Genomic DNA, 15158 nt, shown 5'->3' with positions numbered 1-15158 from the left:
AGAACGCCCTTGCGCGGTTGAAGGCGGCGGAGTGATCGGGCTGTCAAAGCTAAAGTTTATCCAGTTTGTCGAGCCATCCGCCGCCGACCGGGCTGCGCAACCCTGACCAGCTCCACCCGGACGGCGGCTCACCTCAGAGAATGCCTGAATATAAAATCTTGAAAATTATGTAATGATCGATATTGTGGTGTCGCGTTTCTAAATTGATTACTTTGTTTCATCTCTAATTTGCTGTGACATTGTGTTTAGCCGGGTACATTCTATTTCCAAGTGCGACATGCCAGTGATTTCAATGGCTTCACTTTGGAGATTTTCGCATGTCCGGATGTTATTCGCAATTGACCCTCGCCGATCGTCGCCTTCTTCATCGTCTCGTTGATCAGAAAGTCACTATCAACGAGATGGCCCGCCGGCTCGGACGCCATAGGTCAACCATCTATCGCGAAATCCGTCGCAACACCTTCCATGACCGTGAGCTTCCCCAGTACACCGGTTACTTCGGGACGATCGCTGATCAACTGACCCGCGAGCGACGAAGACGCTTGCGCAAGCTGCGACGCCATCCGGATCTGCGAGCCGACGTCATCCGTCAACTCAAGGCTCGATGGTCTCCCGAGCAGATCGCCGGGCGTCTGCTGTCGGAGGGAATAAGCCCTGTTCGCGTGTCCGCCGAAACGATCTACCGGTTCATTTACAGCAAGGAAGATTATGCGCTCGGCCTCTATCAATACCTGCCGGAAGCGCGCCGCAAGCGTCGTCCTCTCCGCTCCAGAAAACCGCGCAATGGTGCTTTTCCAGCAGGCCATCGCATATCGCAAAGGCCTGATTTTATTGGAGACAGATCGCGGTTCGGGCACTGGGAGGGTGACCTCATCATATTCGAGCGTCCGTTTGGCCATGCCAATGTGACGTCACTTGTCGAACGCAAAAGCCGCTATACTGTTCTGATCAAGAACCCGAGCCGACATTCGCGACCGATCATGGACAAGATCGTGCGTGCATTCTCCAGCCTGCCCGCCTGCGCACGTCAAAGCTTTACGTTCGATCGCGGCACAGAGTTTGCGGCATTCCGGGCTTTGGAAGATGGTATCGGCGCACGAAGCTGGTTCTGTGATCCAAGCGCGCCCTGGCAAAAAGGTGCGGTGGAAAACGCCAACAAGCGCATCCGCCGCTTCCGGCCGTCGAACACGGACCTCAGCCAGATGTCGCAGGCAACGTTGAACCAGGTCGCACGTATCCTCAACAACCAGCCGAGAAAGTGCCTGGGCTACAGGAGGCCGGCCGAAGCGTTCATGGCCCATTTGCAGGAGGAGGTCTAATCCCCTACCCTGTAAAACAGGCATGATGCACTTGGGGAAGATTCTCCACCGCAAAGTTAAAGTGTCCTGATCCTGCAAAGTTGGAATGTCACACTCCCCTGGTCTGATTGACGTCTGGGAGATTGCAGATGGGATTGATTACGATGACCGAGCGTGATCTGCAGCGGATCGAGATTTTGTCGAAGGTGATTGCCGGTCGGATGACTATGGTGTCGGCGTCGCATGTGCTTGATCTGAGCGAGCGCCAGGTCCGCCGTCTTCTGGAATGGTCGGCTTTCAGCCGGAAGCCGCAGCCTGTCGATGGCGAAGGCCCGGTTTCAAGGTTCGCGGCGCGGGCCGCTCATGTCGCATTGCTGTTCCTTACCCTTGCCGTTCCCCTCGCCGGCTGGGCCGTCGCTTTGACGGCTCCCCTGCAAATCCCAAGTTACGTCTTCGATCTCGTGGTCGTGCCGGGGTTGCCTCTGGCGATTTCCGATCAGGCGGAGGCGTTCTGGACAGAGGTTCATGCCACCCTCGCCTATCTCGCCGTAGCCATCGTATTTCTACATGTGACGGCAGCGCTATGGCACCATTTCATCCGCAAAGATTCAACCCTCCGGCGTATGCTTCCGTCTCCGGCAGCCGCGAATAACAGGCGCAAAACTGTGTCCTCCCGGAAATAGAGTCGCAGCCCATCTGGTGACATCGTTTTGACCGCGGAATGGGCAGGCTACCCGAAGTTGCGCAAAAGTCACATCGCAGTGGCTTTCGGCCGCTGAGCGCGCCGCATGCTTCCATTTCTGACCGATCATTTGTTATCGTTACCGCCGAAGAGCATTGGCGCATCGAGGTAGACTTTGCCTAAGTAAATACCGGTCTCAATCCAGTTTCACCCGTACTGCGGACGGCCACAGGCTGTCGGCGTATGATCACGTTCATCGGGTGGTGGCAAGAGACCGGTCTGGCATTGTTAAAATGTGCCCTGCGCAGCTTTGCTGTCTCAGCTCTTCACCCACCCGAAACATCGCCACGCCGTTCCCGTCAGGGTTTTCTCCTGCACCATCTTGGTGGACTTCCAAATGGAAGACCAAGACAATATGTGCAATGTACTTCGGGTCCAATGGACCATTACACCACGAACGGCGCCCCAGCCCTGGCTTGCATGCAGCGGATGTGGCGAGCTGAGGGCGTTTCAAGCCAGCGGCAAGATCCGGCTTAATGCCAACGGCCGCAAACTGGATGCCTGGCTCATCTATAAATGCCTGATCTGCGACAAAAGCTGGAACCGGCCGATTTTCGAGCGGCAGAATGTCCGCGACATCAGCCCTTCCGTTATGGAAGCGCTGCAGTCGAACGATCCGCAATGGATAAGAGCGGAAACATTCAACCTCGAAGCCCTGAGACGCAAATCGCAACGCATCGACGAGTTTCCCGAGTTCGATATCGAGAAAAAGATCAAGGACGAACCTCCCGACTGGACCAAGGCCGAGATTGATCTCACGGTTCCGCTTCAGACCGGCATACGCCTTGATCGTCTGCTGGCGTCCGAACTGGGGCTTTCACGGTCGATGCTGCAGAAGCTTCACGATGGCGGCACCATACGGGCACCATCCGACCTTCTGCGGCGACGTCTCAAGAACGGAACCCGCATTGTGATCGAGTGCTGCGATGGTTTCGATCGGGAGCTATTCCTGAAACCCTTGACGGTGGGTTTCTAAAAGTGTCGCGAGGGTCTGTCAGGTCAGACCCTCGCGCTGAGACTGGGTTATACCGCAGCCGCGGTCTTTCCGGCCGTCGCTCAGCCGTTCGACGCAGCTTTGAAAATCGCCAATTGGTCGGCAAAGGCACGTTTATAGGCGGGGCGCGCTTCGCCCCGGGCGACGTAGGCCGAGAGGTTCTCATATTCGTCGAGGATGCCTGAGCTTTTTATCCTTTGCAGCACGGACACCATCAGCAGATCGCCAGCGCTGAATCCGCCGTCGAGCCAGTCGGCGTCACCGAGGCGGTGGGACAGTTCGCCAAGCCGTTTGCGAATACGGTCATGGACGATCTGCAGGCGCTCGCTGTGCCAGCTCTTGTCCCTTTCGAGAAAACCGGCGACAAAATGCTCGACGATAGGCGGCTCCATGGTGCTGAGTGCGGCGAACATCCACATGATCGCACGCGCCCGCGCATCCGCATCCTCTGGCAACAGGCCGGCATGACGTTCGGCTATATGCAGCACGATCGCCCCGGATTCAAACAAGACGAGTTCACCCTCCTCATAGGTCGGGATCTGCCCGAAGGGTTGAAGCGCAAGGTGCGCCGGCTCCCGCATCGCCTTGAAGGAAAGAAGGCGGACATCATAGGGCTGGCCCACTTCTTCGAACGCCCAGCGGACGCGCATATCGCGGGCGAGACCCTTGCCGCCATCGGGCGAGTGTTCAAAGGCGGTAATGGTGATTGTCATTGCTGTTCTCCATCACTCCCTGTGCGGAAACGCCCCGGAATGCCGTCGCCTGACGTTGCGTCACAATATGCGCTGGGATGAGCGAAAACAACGCCGGGATCGCCTTTCGAGTAATCCTGTCCTCCTGAAACAATCAACCGGGTGGAAATCGCGCAACTGCGACAAACGATGGAAATCAGGGTCATTAAATCTCTGTGGGGCTGAAGCAAACGCCACTGAGGCCGGATGAAAAGGCTGGCCATTTCATGCAAAAACTCTAAGCTCCAGCGCCGGACACGAATTGTCGAAAACCATCAGATTTTCACTTCAAATCATCAGGGAGAAAGCATCAGATGAGCCTGCGTATCAACGATATAGCACCAGACTTCACCGCCGAGACCACCCATGGTCCGGTGAGCTTTCACGACTGGATCGGCGACGGTTGGGCGGTCCTGTTTTCGCATCCGAAAAATTTCACGCCCGTCTGCACGACGGAACTTGGTGCGATGGGCGGCCTGCAGCCGGAATTCGAAAAACGCGGCGTGAAGATCATCGGCATTTCGGTCGATCCGGTTGAGAGCCATGAAAAATGGAAGAACGACATTCGCACCGCGACCGGTTTCAACGTCGATTATCCGCTGATCGGCGACAAGGACCTGAAGGTCGCGAAGCTCTACGACATGCTGCCGGCCGGTGCTGGCGACAGTTCCGAAGGCCGCACGCCTGCCGATAACGCCACCGTGCGCTCCGTCTTTGTCATCGGTCCCGACAAGAAGATCAAGCTGGTCCTCACCTACCCGATGACCACCGGCCGTAATTTTGAGGAAATTCTCCGCGCGATCGATTCCATCCAGCTCACCTCCAAACACCAGGTGGCGACACCTGCCAACTGGAAGCAGGGCGAGGATGTCATCATCACCGCAGCCGTTTCCAACGAAGATGCGATTGCTCGTTTCGGCTCCTACGACACGGTTCTTCCCTATCTGCGCAAGACCAAGCAGCCCGGCTGATTTTGAAACCTGTGATGGGGCGGTGAAAACGCATCGTCCCATCCGTTCTGGGGCATGACGGCGCGCCCTAGCCGGCTTCCTGCTTCGCGACGAGCAGCATTGGCCGATCATCGAGTTCGGCGGGGGTGAAGCGCGCAAGAAGATCGAAAGATGTTATGGCTTCACCGGCGGCGAAGCGTCGTCCGTTGACAACGAGATGTCCGAGGCCGAATATGGTGAGAAGCGCTTCCGTCGCATCTCCCGCTGGGCTATCGAAAAGCAGATTTGTCTGGCCGAAATGTTCCAGACCCGTTGTCCAGGCCCTGATCTTTTCCCCCTCTTCCGTCACAAAGGCTCCGAAGGCCAGCATCGTCGCCATTTGCTGCGGCTGATCCAGATGGCTGTTTGCATAGTTCAGATAGTCATCGAGATTGGCGCGGCCGACGATCATGTCCAGATAGTGCAACGCAACCGCCTGCATGGGGGCGAGCTGATGGATGCCGAGCAGGGTCGAGGCGATCTCGTTATGCGCGATGTCTGGATCATCTTCATCCGCCAGGATGAGAAATCTGAACTCGCATTGGTGTGTCGCACGGGTGAAATCGTCATATGCCGCTTTTGCATCGATACAAAAGGTCTTTGACCAGTCGACCCTTGCCTCTGCAACTGCCGGATATTTGGCCGGCGCAACCGGCGTCGCTACGACCGGCTCGGGAGTACCGACAAAAACCCTGGTTGCACCGCGCAGTCCGTCAAACACGCCCTTTTCGCCCAACCGCTCGCATTCATATCCCTCCTCACCCCACGCTTCTATCAGGGTCACATCCGAGATCGCGGGTTTGCTGTCGAAATAGAGTGTCGCCTTGAAAAATTGAGCGTCGCCATTTGCCATTGCAAATTCCCGTCCATGGCATTTCTTGCGCTCTATGGCTTTATGATCCCGCCATGATAGTCAAGCCGGTATGTCTCGACATGTCCGCGGTAAATGCGCTCGACGCCGGTGAAGGACCGGAATTCACCCGCATTCGTATCGACATAGACCAGATTTTCCACCGGGTGGGTGAAGCCGCCAAGAAAGCGGCCCTCCCGATAGAGCGTGGAAAGCGACTGCTGAATGACCATGCCGGCTGTCGCGCCGTCGATCATATCGGGCCGGAGGATACGGCCGTAATAACTCATCGCCCAGAGGGCCGTCCCCTGATGCCAGACGACCTCCTGACCGATGAAATCGGTTCCCCCGAAATAGCTGTCGATATAGTGCCAGTCGCCGTTCTGATAGCCGAGATCGTGCGATCCCTTGCGCGTTGGCGTCGCGGATTTGTTGCCGCCGCCAACATACGTGGCAGACTTGGCCTGCACGATGAACTCTTCCAGCATGGTATCCCTCGAAAACAAGAACATAAAGGGAACATATGCCGTTTTTACGATCGTCGCAAGTACCGCCTGCGCCCACCATCCATCCCGTATTTCAGCTGTCGTGGGCTTGGTAATCGCGGCGTTTGCGCTTAGAAGCGTGGCAGGAAATATCCGAAAAGAGTGTCCATGCCGCAGAACCCGCAAATCTATGTCGATGCCGATGCATGCCCCGTGAAGCCGGAGATTCTCAAGGTGGCGGAACGGCATGGGCTGGAAGTGACCTTTGTCGCCAATTCCGGTCTGCGCCCGTCGCGCGATCCCATGGTGAAAAACGTCATTGTTTCCGCCGGTTTCGACGCTGCGGACGACTGGATCGCCGATCATGCCGGCGAAAACGATATCGTCATCACCGCCGATGTGCCGCTGGCTGGACGCTGTGTCGCCAAGGGTGCGTTGGTCACCGGGCCTACGGGTCGCGTTTTTGACCAGTCGAATATCGGGATGGCGACGGCGATGCGCGACCTTGGTGCGCATCTGCGTGAAACCGGTGAAAGCAAGGGATATAACGCGGCTTTTTCATCGCGCGACCGCTCCGCCTTTCTGGAGACGCTTGACCGTTTCTGCCGCCGTGTCAAAAAGTGACGGTGCCAACAGAAAGATGCCACCCATGACCACGGCCAATATGAAAAGCAGCAGCTATCGCCGCCATCAACCTTTCGTCATTGCTTTTCTCGTCGGCGCCATAGGCCTTGGCCTGGCTCTGGTTCTGGCGCCACCGCTGGCGATCGAGATCGCGGCCGTTCTGTTCTTCCTGACCTATCTCACTTTGATTGGCTTTCGCCTGTCGGGCCTGACGGCGCAGCATCTGAAGGCCCATGCCGATAGTGACGATCTGCCCGCAGTCGCCATCATCGCCGTCACGCTGCTAGCCGTCGCTGTCGCTGTGGTGTCGCTGTTCCAGGCGCTCAACCACACAGGCGAGACGGTCTGGACGCTGCTCATCGCCTTTGCCTCGGTGATCTTGGGCTGGCTGACCATCCACACCATGACAGCCCTGCATTACGCCCATCTTTACTGGCGGCCGGCCACGGTGGACGGCAAGCGGCAGCATCGCGGCGGCATGGATTTTCCGGCGACCAAGGAACCCTGCGGTTACGACTTTCTCTACTTCGCCGTGGTGATCGGCATGACGGCGCAGACATCGGATGTGGGAATAACCACGACCGCCATGCGGAAGGTCACGCTGCTGCATTCCATCGTTTCTTTCTTCTTCAACACAGTTCTGGTAGCGGCGGCGGTCAATGCCGCGGTCTCGCTTGCGGGCTGAGCCGGATTTTTTCACAAGGAATGTCTTCATGAACATCATTTCGCAAAATACGGCCTTTGGCGGCATGCAGGGCGTATTTTCGCACGTATCGGAAACCCTGAAATGTGAGATGACCTTTGCGGTTTACGTGCCGCCGAAGGCGATCCATGAGCCCTGCCCCGTCCTGTGGTATCTTTCCGGCCTCACCTGCACCCATGCCAACGTCATGGAAAAAGGCGAATATCGCCGCATGGCCGCCGAACTCGGGCTCATCATCGTCTGCCCGGACACCAGCCCGCGCGGCAATGACGTGCCGGACGAACTGACCAACTGGCAGATGGGCAAGGGCGCCGGATTTTATCTCGATGCCACGCAGGAACCCTGGTCCGAGCATTACCAGATGTACAGCTATGTCACGGAAGAACTGCCCGCCCTCATCGGCCAGCATTTCCGTGCGGATATGAGCCGCCAGAGTATTTTCGGCCATTCGATGGGCGGCCATGGCGCGATGACCATGGCGCTCAAGAATCCCAGCCGTTTCAAAAGCTGCTCTGCCTTTGCACCGATCGTGGCTCCCTCGTCAGCCGACTGGTCAGAACCGGCGCTGGAAAAATATCTCGGTGCGGACAAGGCCGCGTGGCGTCAATACGACGCCTGTGCGCTGGTCGAGGATGGCGCGCGTTTTCCCGAGTTCCTGATCGACCAGGGCAAGGCCGATAGTTTCCTTGAAAAAGGCCTGCGCCCCTGGCTCTTCGAAGAGGCGATCAAGGGCACGGATATCGGCCTGACGTTGCGCATGCATGACCGCTACGACCACTCCTACTACTTCATTTCCACCTTCATGGATGACCATCTGAAATGGCATGCCGAGCGGCTTGGATAAGGGTGGAGAAGCAAGCCGGCGGCGCCCTGTGAGCGCCGCCGTTTCAGGTTTGACCCGCTATTAAGGGATACGGGCAATGACCTTGATCTCGAAATCGAAGCCCGCGAGCCAGTTGACGCCGACAGCGGTCCAGTTCGGGTAAGGCTTTTGGCTGAAAATCTCCTGCTTGACGGTCATGATCGTTCCAAACTGGTTTTCCGGATCCGTGTGGAACGTCGTGATATCCACAATGTCGTCGAAAGTGCAGCCCGCCGCCTCGAGCGTTGCCTTGAGATTTTCGAAGGCCAGCCGGACCTGCCGTTCAAAATCAGGTTCAGGCGTTCCATCGGCACGGCTGCCAACCTGGCCGGAAACGAATAGAAGATCACCGGATTTGATGGCAGCAGAGTAGCCGTGCTCTTCGTAAAGCGCGTGCCTGTGGGCGGGAAAAATTGCTTCGCGTTTACTCATTTCCATCTCTCTTTCAGCTGAGTGACGATGCCGCGCTCTATAGCGTCAGCGTCCAGTTTACATACGTTGCGTATGCGAGATAGGAACATACACTGCGTATGTCAAATAAATATACGCGATGTATGTGAGTGCGACGCGGAACCAATGGTGGCGCGACATTGAGAAACGACGCATCGTGATTGTGCCACCGCTTCCGCGGACGTTACGGGAAGAGCGCCGTCGCAAGCGTCGTCGGGCCGGATCGGCTGAGCCTGAATTCGCGGATCACCCGTTCTGCAACGCCATAGGCGAGTTCCTGCTCGATAGACTGATTGTCGAAGCTGACGACAGTGGCGGTGAATTTGGCTTCGGCGATCACTTCTCCCGTCGCCACGGCGGCGGCGCGGACGATGACCTTGGCCGACGCCCTTTCTCCGAACAGGAAGGGGCCGCGCGTAACGGATGCGAGACGGATGGTCAGCACCACGCGCGGGCGGGTCTCTCCACGCGCCGTGGTCTTGATCGCATTCTGCACCTGCGCATGAATGGACTGCATCAGCGCCGGAGCGACATCCGGGCGGGCGGCGACGAATGCGCCGCGCACATCGTAAAGCAGCCGGTCGGTATTGGTCGCTTGCGGTTCCAGCCTGAAAGACATGAGCGTGAAACACGCCAGCACAAGAATGCCAAGGCGTTTCAGCGTGGTGATCATGATCAGCGGCTCCCCTTACGTGAGGTAACCGCATATTCGGCCATCAGGGTTAGAAAAGCGTTAAGAAGCGTTCTTCAGGGACTCCAGAACATTGAGTGCCGCGCGCATGTCGACAAGCCTCACGGCGCGGCGCTCCAGCGCCTCCTCGTCCTCCCCCCATTGCTCGGCGGTCCAGTCCTCATCGAGATGGGCAAGCGCCCATGCTTCCTCCTGCGTCAGCTGCCCTTCCGCCAGCGCAAGCGCCAGAATGGCGGAGCCGGTCAGCGACGTCATGGTGTGAAGAGCGGCAAGTGCGATCGGTGTGTCATATTTCTTCAGCGTTACCGCGAAAGCCGCGATGGCTTCGCGCGGCTGGTCTTCATGCATCACGCCTTCAACGAGAATGAAGCGCGCGCCGAGCACATTGGCCGCCCAGTCCAGCACGGGATCCCAATGGTCCGTCTGCCGCGCAACCAGCGCTTCCGGGTCACCGGCGCGATAGCAGAGGAGATCGGAAGAGGAAAACCGGAGGATATCCTCGAAAACCGCCTGGGTGTCGTTGGCGACGCCATCGATGGCGGTATTCACATGGCGCGATACCGGCATGACCACCGGGTTCACCACCTCCTTCTGGGCATCCCACTCATCGCGAAGCAGTTCAGCCAGCGCGTGCGACGGGACGGTCAGCGGCTTCTTGGCGGGCGTGCGCAGCGGCTTGCCATCGAGAAGGATGGCAAAGCCGCCCTCCTCCACCTCTCCGACGGTGACATCCTTGTAGAAACGCTTCGGCAAAGGTTTCTGCATCTGGATTTGCGCGCGCAGGATCGGGTCGGGGTGGCTCAGGCCCTCCGAAAGGTCGTTCAGGAGATCACGCATGGCACGTCCTCATCAGTCGGATAGAAAGGTTAGAGATTATCGGCAGGAACATAGGCCGGAATTTCACGCGGATGGCTGACTACCGCATCTGCGCCCGCCGTCCAGAGTTCATCGGCGGAAGCATAACCCCAGGCGACGCCGATCGCTTTTGCGCCCGCAGCCTTGGCCATCTGCATGTCATAGACCGCATCGCCGATCACGATAGTATCGGCCGGAACCATGCCGGTTTCGTGGCAACACTCCATGACCATGGCCGGATGCGGCTTTGACGGGCAATCATCCGCCGTGCGCGAAACGATGAAGTGTTCGGCAAAGCCGTGGGTTTCGAGAATATGGGTGAGCCCGCGCCTTCCCTTGCCGGTCACCGCACCAATCAGCACATCGTCCCGTTTCGAAAGCGTGTCGATCAGCGGCGCGATACCGTCGAAGAGCGGCGTCGTCATTTCGGGACGCTCGCGCAGGGGATGATAAACTTCCCTGTAACGCTGCGTCATTGCCAGCGCCTCCTCATCCACATGCGCCTTGCCGAGCATGCGGGCGATGGCGATATCCAGCGTCAGCCCGATGATTGCCTTGGTCTGTGAGATATCAGGCCGCGGCTTGCCAAAATCGGCAAAGGTTTCGACCATGATCGCATGGATCAGGCCGGCGCTGTCCACCAATGTGCCGTCGCAATCGAAAAGAACGAGCTTCATAGCTTTCAGTCTTCCCTGTCGCCATCGGCCACGTCGAGGCCGAGCAGGTTCCAGGTCTGCACCATATGCGGCGGCAAAGGTGCGCTGACCCGAAGCCGGCCCCCATTCGGATGCGGAATGTCGATATGGCGCGCATGCAGATGCAGGCGCTTCTGGATGCCGCCTGGGAAATCCCAGTTCGGATCGTCGATATAATATTTGGGATCACCGATGATCGGGTGGCCCATATGCAGCGCGTGAACGCGGAGCTGATGGGTGCGGCCGGTATAGGGTTCCATCTCCAGCCAGGCGAGGTTCTGCGCGGCGGTATCGATGACACGGTAATAGGAAACGGCGTGATCGGCCCCCTCCTCGCCATGCTTGGCGATACGCATGCGGTCGCCATCCATGGTCTGTTCCTTGACCAGCCAGGTAGAAATCTTGTCCTGGTGCTTGCGCGGCACGCCCTTGACCAGCGCCCAATAGGTCTTCTTGGTGTCGCGCTCGCGGAAGGCGGCCGTCAGCTTCTGCGCAGCACCGCGGGTGCGGGCAACCACCAGCACGCCGGAGGTATCGCGGTCGAGGCGGTGCACCAGACGCGGCTTTTCGCCCTTCGGGCTGGTCCAGGCTTCCAGAAGCCCGTCGATATGGCGGTTGACGCCGGAACCGCCCTGAACGGCGATGCCGGCCGGCTTGTTGAAAACGAAAACCTTGTCGTCTTCATGCAAGAGCATGCGCGCCAGAAGTTCCGCGTCTTCCGAATGTTTGAGATCCCTTGATCCGATCGGTCCGCTTTTGACCTTGAGATCGGAATCGACCGGCGGCACGCGCACCATCTGTCCCGGCTGCACCCGCGCATCCGTCTTCACCCGGCCGCCATCCACGCGCACCTGTCCGGATCGCAACAGCTTCTGCAACTGTCCGAAACCAAGTCCCGGATAGTGAATCTTGAACCAGCGATCGAGGCGCATACCGGCCTCGTCGGCCCCGACCTTGATATGCTCGATACCTGCCATGAAATTTCCAGTCTCTCTGTCTTGATCGCGCGCCCGTTGTTCGGCGCGCCGTTTGGATCAAGCCTTTAGAACAAGTTGCGGCCCAAGGCCAGCCCGGCGAAAACCGCGGCAATGGAAACCACAAGACTTGCAAGGACGTAAACGGCCGAAAGGCCGAGCGCACCGCGTTCGAAAAGCGCCACCGCATCGAGCGAGAAGGACGAAAATGTCGTGAACCCGCCGAGCACGCCGGTGACGAGAAACAGGCGCATTTCCATCGAGGCGTTCAGCCGCCGCGCCACAAGCTCGACCAGCAGACCGATGAGGAAAGACCCGACCACATTAACCGCAAGCGTTCCCCAGGGGAAATTGGGCCCGGCCAGCCGCACGCTCCAGACGCCGACCAGATAACGAAACACGGAACCGATGGCGCCGCCTGTCGCGACAAGAGCGATATTGATCATGGGAATGGTATCTCCGGAAATTGCCGGACCTGTGAAGTCCGACGCATTTCTAGACCAAGGGCACAGCGGACGAAAGCCCTTTGGCAGGCGTCTTCGTCCACTAAAATACGATTAAATTGCAGCGTCGCGATTTAGCCTTCCAACAAGATGCGGCTGCTAATCTCGTTTTTTTAAGGGTCGGCGACAATTGCCGGGGGTTGGATGACACAGGTTCTTTCTGTTTCCGCGAATACGGCAGCCTATGCGCTGGAAGCCGTGAAGCCATCGCAGCGCGTTCCGCGCAAAAGCGAAGTGGAAGAGGCCATTCACGAATTGGCGCGCAAGGCCGAAGGTGGGGATGACTTCCAGCTGCGCGGCATGATGACGGTGATCAAGCCACCCGCCCTGACGCTCTATTTCCTGACCGTTGCCAGCCAGCGCCACGAGCCGCAGGCGACACTAGAGCAGGCCGTTGAGGCCTATGAGGAAAACAGCACCACACAAAAACCAAGAAATGACGTGTTAGATCATACCGATATATAGGTATCTTAATTTGGTTTCTCGGTCTCTTGACCACGTCGAACGGACATTCGCGTTCAGCTTGGTGTCAGCTTGATTTTCTAGATATTTTCGACCGAATTCGGAAAATCGCGATGGCAGATGCCCTCTCCCTTTTTCCATCACGGCGCTGAAGAACAAATACAATATATGAAAAATCTTGCGGCTACCGGACCTGTCACGCGTTCCGGTAGCCGCTTTTCATTGGTCAATTATGCTTGTGGTCGCTGCCGCCCTTGGCTGCGCCAGCGGAGAGCACGATCTCGACCTTGCCGGCCTTTTCGAAGATCAGCGTCACCGGCACCTTGTCGCCTTCGGCAAAGGGCTTCTTTACATCAAAGAACATCATGTGCAGACCGCCGGGCTTCAGCTCCACTGTCTGCCCTGCGGGAATGACGATGCCGTCATCCAGCTTGCGCATTTTCATGACGTCGTTGACCATGGCCATTTCATGGATTTCGGCACGACCGGCAGCCGAGGATTCAACGCCGACCAGCTTGTCGTCGCTATCGCCGGTATTCTTGATCGACACATAGCCGCCGCCCACGGGCTGGCCCGGCAACATGGCCTTGGTCGTGCCGCCAGACACTTCGAGGCTGCCGGCCTTCACGACATCCATATCCATGCTCATGCCGGCATGGTCATGGCCACCCGCATGCGCCTTGGCGGTGACCTTGATGGTCGGCGCCGGGCTTTTCAGGGAATGGGGATCGACGCCGACCGCCGCGACCTCATCCCAGGATACCTTGCCCTTGTCACCGCAAAGCTGCGTTACCTTAAAAGGCAGGTCCTGCCCCGCTGCGATACCGGAAATCTTACCCTGCACCGCGAAGGTATCGTAAAACTCGTCCGGCAGGTTGCCGCCCTTCCAGCGAATTTCTATCGGACCGCTTTTGATCTCCTTGCCGTGGTTCTTATAGGCCTTCTGGTAGTCGCCCTTGATGATCTCCAGCTCCCAGCCGGCCTTGGGCTGCGGCTTGGCGGAAATGAAGCCTTCCGGCAGCTTGATCTGGACTTCGGTGGTGGCGAGCCCGCCGTCACAGCCATGCGGCACCTGAAGGGCCGCAACGACGGTGCTGTCCTGTTCGGCCGAACCCTCAACGAATGTGGCATGGGCAAAAGCCTGTGCAGTCGAAACCGAGGCGACGAAAAGGCCGCAGGTGATGATCTTGGTGGTTTTCATTTGCTTGTCCCTGCGACTGCTACCCTCTGGGTCTGCGCAGCCGCTCCGTGCCGCCAAAGACGGCGATTATCCCGTTAAAACGAAAAATCAGGCGGACTGGGGTGGCGGGCCGCGCGCGGCGGGTTGCTGGATCGTCAGGACGGAGCGGAAGCTCCATTCCGCAGAGAGACGATTGTCGAGCCAGGCAAATTGGGTCTTCAGCCAGCCTTCCGTATCGGGCATGGGCAGAAGAATGGACGATGCCAGCAGGCACGCCTCGCAGAAGAGGATAGCGTCACCCGAATGGGCCGGGCTGTCCTTGGTGTGGGAGGCATTCAAACCACCGGCGTGGCCGAGGCAGATTTCGGCAAAGGTGCCATCCGGAAGCCGGTAGCTCTCGTCGAGAACAACCTCCGGGGCGACGGCAAGTGCTGGCCTGTGGGCAAAACCGAGCGACAACATCAGGGTCGCGCAGAAAATGCGAAGCACCTTCTCCATCCCTGTCAGCCGTCGTTTTTGATTTGCATCCATAATCCCATGCGATATCCCGCTTTCCTGCCGATTTCAAAGGGGAATTTTGCCGCAGGCTTAACAGTTGCAAGGGAACAATCGCCGCAAGGCGGCATTTCCCCGTCGGAACCACCGTTTGAAGGGAGAACCGACATGCCAGCCAAATCGAAAGCCCAGCAGAAAGCCGCCGGCGCCGCACTCGCCGCCAAAAGGGGTGAGACGAAGAAATCCAGTTTACAAGGTGCTTCAAAAAGCATGGAGAAGTCTATGACAGAAAAGGAACTTGAGGATTTCGCTTCGACGAAACGCAAGGGCCTGCCGGAGAAAAAATCCGATTAGAAACACCTTTTCTCGCCAGCCCAAATCCACTTCTCGCCAGCCCAAATCCACGCGCTAGAAAAGCCTCATCGCGCCCATGCGAGCCGCATCGACCGGGCTATTCCGACGGGTACGAAACGCGGTCTCAAAACCGTCATACCGGACAGGATAGATGTCGATGGCGCAGATGGAGCAAGAATCTGTTCAGATGCGTCATTTCGTCCTTGCCAATAACGGGCCTT

Annotated in this window: 19 protein-coding genes and 2 pseudogenes; 10 read left to right on the top strand and 11 right to left on the bottom strand. The window is 58.0% G+C overall.

Annotated elements, in window-relative coordinates; genetic code table 11:
* Positions 1 to 317 precede the first annotated feature (317 nt).
* The 4 genes and pseudogenes from ASB65_RS13200 to ASB65_RS13190 all read left to right on the top strand — a co-directional run bounded on the left by ASB65_RS13200 (position 318) and on the right by ASB65_RS13190 (position 3016).
* Entirely contained in the window at positions 318 to 1319 is a 1002-nt protein-coding gene (locus ASB65_RS13200) for an IS30 family transposase (RefSeq protein WP_060724178.1), read from the top strand.
* A gap of 128 nt (positions 1320 to 1447) precedes the next feature.
* Positions 1448 to 1585, top strand: a pseudogene (locus ASB65_RS28720) (ISNCY family transposase); the annotation flags it as partial.
* A pseudogene (locus tag ASB65_RS13195) lies at positions 1586 to 1981 on the top strand (cytochrome b); the annotation flags it as partial.
* A 396-nt stretch (positions 1982 to 2377) separates the two neighbouring features.
* Positions 2378 to 3016, top strand: coding sequence for a DUF1062 domain-containing protein (locus tag ASB65_RS13190; protein ID WP_233282988.1), 639 nt, complete (start codon positions 2378 to 2380; stop codon positions 3014 to 3016).
* 80 nt (positions 3017 to 3096) lie between these two features.
* Here ASB65_RS13190 and ASB65_RS13185 read toward each other — a convergent pair whose 3' ends face one another.
* A complete protein-coding gene (locus ASB65_RS13185; protein ID WP_060724176.1) occupies positions 3097 to 3747 on the bottom strand; it encodes a glutathione S-transferase family protein in 651 nt (216 codons plus the stop codon).
* 332 nt (positions 3748 to 4079) lie between these two features.
* On the opposite strand from ASB65_RS13185, the gene ASB65_RS13180 reads away from it, so the two are divergent.
* Entirely contained in the window at positions 4080 to 4736 is a 657-nt protein-coding gene (locus ASB65_RS13180; protein ID WP_035217366.1) for a peroxiredoxin, read from the top strand.
* A 67-nt stretch (positions 4737 to 4803) separates the two neighbouring features.
* On the opposite strand, the gene ASB65_RS13175 is transcribed toward ASB65_RS13180, so the two are convergent.
* Positions 4804 to 5607: a hypothetical protein gene (locus ASB65_RS13175; RefSeq protein ID WP_060724175.1), complete on the bottom strand. Its 804-nt coding sequence runs from the start codon at positions 5605 to 5607 to the stop codon at positions 4804 to 4806.
* Between the two features lie 32 nt (positions 5608 to 5639).
* Positions 5640 to 6092, bottom strand: coding sequence for a DUF5680 domain-containing protein (locus ASB65_RS13170; RefSeq protein WP_035212514.1), 453 nt, complete (start codon positions 6090 to 6092; stop codon positions 5640 to 5642).
* Positions 6093 to 6257: 165 nt separating this feature from the next.
* Between ASB65_RS13170 and ASB65_RS13165 the strand changes: the two genes are divergently transcribed.
* Genes ASB65_RS13165 through fghA form a run of 3 tightly spaced genes read left to right on the top strand, consistent with a single transcriptional unit; the run spans position 6258 to position 8260 of the window.
* The gene (locus ASB65_RS13165; RefSeq protein ID WP_060724174.1) at positions 6258 to 6713 is read left to right on the top strand and encodes a YaiI/YqxD family protein; all 456 of its coding nucleotides are present in this window, start codon (positions 6258 to 6260) and stop codon (positions 6711 to 6713) included.
* Positions 6714 to 6738: 25 nt separating this feature from the next.
* Positions 6739 to 7398: a DUF1345 domain-containing protein gene (locus ASB65_RS13160; RefSeq protein ID WP_060724173.1), complete on the top strand. Its 660-nt coding sequence runs from the start codon at positions 6739 to 6741 to the stop codon at positions 7396 to 7398.
* A gap of 28 nt (positions 7399 to 7426) precedes the next feature.
* Positions 7427 to 8260 carry an S-formylglutathione hydrolase gene (gene fghA, locus ASB65_RS13155; RefSeq protein WP_020012491.1) on the top strand — a complete coding sequence of 278 codons (834 nt, stop codon included), beginning with the start codon at positions 7427 to 7429 and terminating at the stop codon, positions 8258 to 8260.
* Between the two features lie 60 nt (positions 8261 to 8320).
* Here fghA and ASB65_RS13150 read toward each other — a convergent pair whose 3' ends face one another.
* The 6 genes from ASB65_RS13150 to crcB all read right to left on the bottom strand — a co-directional run bounded on the left by ASB65_RS13150 (position 8321) and on the right by crcB (position 12389).
* Positions 8321 to 8710 (bottom strand): RidA family protein, encoded by a 390-nt coding sequence (locus tag ASB65_RS13150; protein WP_003502695.1) that lies wholly within the window; start codon positions 8708 to 8710, stop codon positions 8321 to 8323.
* A gap of 202 nt (positions 8711 to 8912) precedes the next feature.
* The gene (locus ASB65_RS13145; protein ID WP_003502694.1) at positions 8913 to 9401 is read right to left on the bottom strand and encodes a hypothetical protein; all 489 of its coding nucleotides are present in this window, start codon (positions 9399 to 9401) and stop codon (positions 8913 to 8915) included.
* 60 nt (positions 9402 to 9461) lie between these two features.
* The gene (locus tag ASB65_RS13140; protein WP_060724172.1) at positions 9462 to 10256 is read right to left on the bottom strand and encodes an ATP12 family chaperone protein; all 795 of its coding nucleotides are present in this window, start codon (positions 10254 to 10256) and stop codon (positions 9462 to 9464) included.
* 29 nt (positions 10257 to 10285) lie between these two features.
* A complete protein-coding gene (locus ASB65_RS13135; protein WP_060724171.1) occupies positions 10286 to 10951 on the bottom strand; it encodes an HAD family hydrolase in 666 nt (221 codons plus the stop codon).
* 5 nt (positions 10952 to 10956) lie between these two features.
* A complete protein-coding gene (locus ASB65_RS13130; protein ID WP_003502691.1) occupies positions 10957 to 11946 on the bottom strand; it encodes an RluA family pseudouridine synthase in 990 nt (329 codons plus the stop codon).
* Between the two features lie 65 nt (positions 11947 to 12011).
* Complete coding sequence (gene crcB / locus ASB65_RS13125) at positions 12012 to 12389, bottom strand: fluoride efflux transporter CrcB (protein ID WP_003502690.1); 378 nt, start codon at positions 12387 to 12389, stop codon at positions 12012 to 12014.
* A 201-nt stretch (positions 12390 to 12590) separates the two neighbouring features.
* On the opposite strand from crcB, the gene ASB65_RS13120 reads away from it, so the two are divergent.
* Positions 12591 to 12911, top strand: a complete 321-nt coding sequence (locus ASB65_RS13120) for a hypothetical protein (protein WP_060724170.1) — start codon at positions 12591 to 12593, stop codon at positions 12909 to 12911.
* Positions 12912 to 13134: 223 nt separating this feature from the next.
* Here ASB65_RS13120 and ASB65_RS13115 read toward each other — a convergent pair whose 3' ends face one another.
* Positions 13135 to 14109, bottom strand: a complete 975-nt coding sequence (locus tag ASB65_RS13115) for a copper chaperone PCu(A)C (protein ID WP_060724169.1) — start codon at positions 14107 to 14109, stop codon at positions 13135 to 13137.
* An 87-nt stretch (positions 14110 to 14196) separates the two neighbouring features.
* On the bottom strand, positions 14197 to 14586 hold the full coding sequence (locus tag ASB65_RS13110) for a hypothetical protein (RefSeq protein WP_153463623.1): 390 nt from the start codon (positions 14584 to 14586) through the stop codon (positions 14197 to 14199).
* Positions 14587 to 14751: 165 nt separating this feature from the next.
* Between ASB65_RS13110 and ASB65_RS13105 the strand changes: the two genes are divergently transcribed.
* Positions 14752 to 14937 (top strand): DUF3008 family protein, encoded by a 186-nt coding sequence (locus tag ASB65_RS13105; protein ID WP_020012481.1) that lies wholly within the window; start codon positions 14752 to 14754, stop codon positions 14935 to 14937.
* Positions 14938 to 15158: the final 221 nt, after the last annotated feature.

It is taken from the genome of Agrobacterium tumefaciens str. B6, assembly GCF_001541315.1.
GTDB classification, from domain to species: Bacteria; Pseudomonadota; Alphaproteobacteria; order Rhizobiales; family Rhizobiaceae; genus Agrobacterium; species Agrobacterium radiobacter.
Note: the sequence above shows the minus strand (reverse complement) of the source record. Positions and strands in the feature narration are given on the sequence as shown.

Coding starts and splice junctions, on each gene's coding strand:
- ASB65_RS13170 (WP_035212514.1), bottom strand. CDS start 6,092: ATGCTGGAAGAGTTCATCGTGCAGGCCAAGTCTGCCACGTATGTTGGC.
- ASB65_RS13135 (WP_060724171.1), bottom strand. CDS start 10,951: ATGAAGCTCGTTCTTTTCGATTGCGACGGCACATTGGTGGACAGCGCC.
- ASB65_RS13175 (WP_060724175.1), bottom strand. CDS start 5,607: ATGGCAAATGGCGACGCTCAATTTTTCAAGGCGACACTCTATTTCGAC.
- ASB65_RS13190 (WP_233282988.1), top strand. CDS start 2,378: ATGGAAGACCAAGACAATATGTGCAATGTACTTCGGGTCCAATGGACC.
- ASB65_RS13130 (WP_003502691.1), bottom strand. CDS start 11,946: ATGGCAGGTATCGAGCATATCAAGGTCGGGGCCGACGAGGCCGGTATG.
- ASB65_RS13145 (WP_003502694.1), bottom strand. CDS start 9,401: ATGATCACCACGCTGAAACGCCTTGGCATTCTTGTGCTGGCGTGTTTC.
- ASB65_RS13150 (WP_003502695.1), bottom strand. CDS start 8,710: ATGAGTAAACGCGAAGCAATTTTTCCCGCCCACAGGCACGCGCTTTAC.
- ASB65_RS13115 (WP_060724169.1), bottom strand. CDS start 14,109: ATGAAAACCACCAAGATCATCACCTGCGGCCTTTTCGTCGCCTCGGTT.
- ASB65_RS13180 (WP_035217366.1), top strand. CDS start 4,080: ATGAGCCTGCGTATCAACGATATAGCACCAGACTTCACCGCCGAGACC.
- ASB65_RS13200 (WP_060724178.1), top strand. CDS start 318: ATGTCCGGATGTTATTCGCAATTGACCCTCGCCGATCGTCGCCTTCTT.
- ASB65_RS13160 (WP_060724173.1), top strand. CDS start 6,739: ATGACCACGGCCAATATGAAAAGCAGCAGCTATCGCCGCCATCAACCT.
- ASB65_RS13165 (WP_060724174.1), top strand. CDS start 6,258: ATGCCGCAGAACCCGCAAATCTATGTCGATGCCGATGCATGCCCCGTG.
- ASB65_RS13185 (WP_060724176.1), bottom strand. CDS start 3,747: ATGACAATCACCATTACCGCCTTTGAACACTCGCCCGATGGCGGCAAG.
- fghA (WP_020012491.1), top strand. CDS start 7,427: ATGAACATCATTTCGCAAAATACGGCCTTTGGCGGCATGCAGGGCGTA.
- ASB65_RS13110 (WP_153463623.1), bottom strand. CDS start 14,586: ATGGAGAAGGTGCTTCGCATTTTCTGCGCGACCCTGATGTTGTCGCTC.
- crcB (WP_003502690.1), bottom strand. CDS start 12,389: ATGATCAATATCGCTCTTGTCGCGACAGGCGGCGCCATCGGTTCCGTG.
- ASB65_RS13105 (WP_020012481.1), top strand. CDS start 14,752: ATGCCAGCCAAATCGAAAGCCCAGCAGAAAGCCGCCGGCGCCGCACTC.
- ASB65_RS13140 (WP_060724172.1), bottom strand. CDS start 10,256: ATGCGTGATCTCCTGAACGACCTTTCGGAGGGCCTGAGCCACCCCGAC.
- ASB65_RS13120 (WP_060724170.1), top strand. CDS start 12,591: ATGACACAGGTTCTTTCTGTTTCCGCGAATACGGCAGCCTATGCGCTG.